This window comes from Flavobacterium sp., assembly GCF_029242675.1.
Classification (GTDB): Bacteria; Bacteroidota; Bacteroidia; order Flavobacteriales; family Flavobacteriaceae; genus Flavobacterium.
In genome coordinates this window covers 1-2,042 of the sequence record NZ_JAQWTM010000408.1, presented here as the reverse complement: position 1 = coordinate 2,042, position 2,042 = coordinate 1, and the positions used below count along the sequence as shown (strand labels likewise).

General features: G+C 36.4%; 2 protein-coding genes and 2 pseudogenes. 2 read left to right on the top strand and 2 right to left on the bottom strand.

The annotated features are described in order from the left end of the window. Window positions 1-242: pseudogene (locus P8M54_RS15050) on the bottom strand (oligopeptidase B); the annotation flags it as partial. Between the two features lie 139 nt (window positions 243-381). Between P8M54_RS15050 and P8M54_RS15045 the strand changes: the two are divergent. After that, window positions 382-702 (top strand): YbaB/EbfC family nucleoid-associated protein, encoded by a 321-nt coding sequence (locus P8M54_RS15045; protein ID WP_187010569.1) that lies wholly within the window; start codon window positions 382-384, stop codon window positions 700-702. Between the two features lie 76 nt (window positions 703-778). Here P8M54_RS15045 and P8M54_RS15040 read toward each other — a convergent pair whose 3' ends face one another. Further along, a complete protein-coding gene (locus P8M54_RS15040) occupies window positions 779-1,798 on the bottom strand; it encodes a GntG family PLP-dependent aldolase (protein ID WP_300288842.1) in 1,020 nt (339 codons plus the stop codon). 78 nt (window positions 1,799-1,876) lie between these two features. On the opposite strand from P8M54_RS15040, the pseudogene prfB reads away from it, so the two are divergent. After that, window positions 1,877-2,042 (top strand): annotated as a pseudogene (gene prfB, locus P8M54_RS15035) (peptide chain release factor 2); the annotation flags it as partial.

Sequence of the window (2,042 nt, the reverse complement as noted above, 5' to 3'; positions counted from 1 at the left end):
TAAGGAACAGACTCATCATCTTCCTTAATTCGGGCTTTCATTTCCTCAAACAATTCTTTTTGAAAACCTATTTGATTCGCAGTCCTATCTTGATAATACTGATTTTCTTTGTTCAGATAATCAATAACTTCAGGATTCTCTCTGTCATTTAACCAAAAATAATTATCGACTCTAACATCATTAAATTTCTCAAAGGTGGTTGGTATAATTTTAGCAACGGGTGGTTGTATTTTTTCTATCATTTTGTGGACTTTCATATTTGTGTAAGCTGTTGCAAAAATAACACAAACGGGACTTAGATTCCCCTTTTTATGAATATTTTACATTGCTTATTGCCCTAAAAACAGTAATTTCGTATTCAATAACTTAAAAAGAATAAAAATGGATTTAATGGGAATGATGGGTAAGTTAAAAGAGACCCAAAATAAAATTGAAGAGACAAAAAAGCGCTTAGATACTGTTCTCGTTGATGAGCAAAGTACGGATGGATTACTAAAAGTAACACTAACTGCCAATAGAAAAGTAAAATCGATTACTATTGCAGATGAACTTTTAGAAGACAAAGAGCAATTAGAAGATTATATGATTTTAGTGCTGAATAAAGCAATCGAAAAAGCGACGAAAGTAAACGAAGCCGAACTTGATGCCGTGGCTAAAATGGATATGCCAATGATTCCAGGAATGGATAATTTATTTAAATAGAGAGCCTAAAACCTACCGTTTAAAACAAAAAAATGAGTTACACTAATTGTTGTAACTCATTTTTTTTTGCTTCTTTTTAAAACTTGGATAGCGTTTCCAACACATAGGTGTGCATCACTTCTCTATAATCCAGGTGCGTCACGATACGCAACTTTCCTTGTCCCATGGAGCTAATAGTGATGTTTTTATTTTTGAGCTTTTCGATCAAAACCTTTTCGTCGTAGGAGGGTGCAAGTGTAAATATCAGAATATTTGTTTCTACCGGCTCTACTTTTGCAACCCAACTTTTAGAACTTAGCATTGCTCCTAATTCTTTTGCTCTGCGGTGATCTTCGGCAAGGCGTTCGATGTTATTATTCAAAGCATAAATTCCGGCTGCAGCCAAATAGCCCACCTGACGCATTCCGCCTCCAAATATCTTTCGGATTCGTAAGGCACGGTGAATGGTCGCTTTATCGGCTAATAAAACAGAACCAATTGGTGCTCCTAATCCTTTCGATAAGCAAACAGAAATCGTATCGAATATTTTACCGAATTCTTTCGGATCTTGTCTTTTTGCCACAAGCGCATTCCAAATTCGGGCTCCATCAAGATGAAATTTCAAATTATTGGCAACACAAACCTTTTTAATATCTCTAAGATCTTCTAATTCATAACAAGCGCCACCACCTTTATTAGTTGTGTTTTCTACCGCTACTAAACTGGTCAATGGATTGTGGTAAAACTCGGGATCATTAATAGCACCAGCAACTTGCTCTGCTGTTATCATTCCGCGTTTTCCATCTAATAAACAAAAAGAAACCCCACTATTAAAGGATGCTCCTCCACCTTCATACAAGTACACATGGGCATATTTGTCCGCAATGATTTGCTCTCCTGGTTGGGTGTGTAACTTCAAAGCGGTTTGGTTAGCCATTGTACCCGAAGGAAAAAACAAGGCCGCTTCCATGCCAAACATAGCCGCTAAACTTGACTCTAATTCAATAACTGTGGGATCTTGCTTGTACACATCGTCACCCACTTGGGCATTGAACATGTACTGCAACATTTCGTATGAGGGCTTAGTAACCGTATCGCTAACTAAATTTATTTCCATATGTTTTATTTAAATAAACAACTCAAAGTTGGTCTGACCTAAAAAATTTCTATTTTTGCCTACAAAATTACATAATTTATGACAACTACCGAACAAATTAAAGGTATTGTAGAGCGCCTTGGTGCGTTGAGGAGGTATCTTTGACGTTGATGCCAAACTAATTGAAATTTCTAACGACGAATAAAAAACTTTTGCTCCTGATTTCTGGAATAACGCCAGAGAAGCAGAACTAACTGTAAAGAAC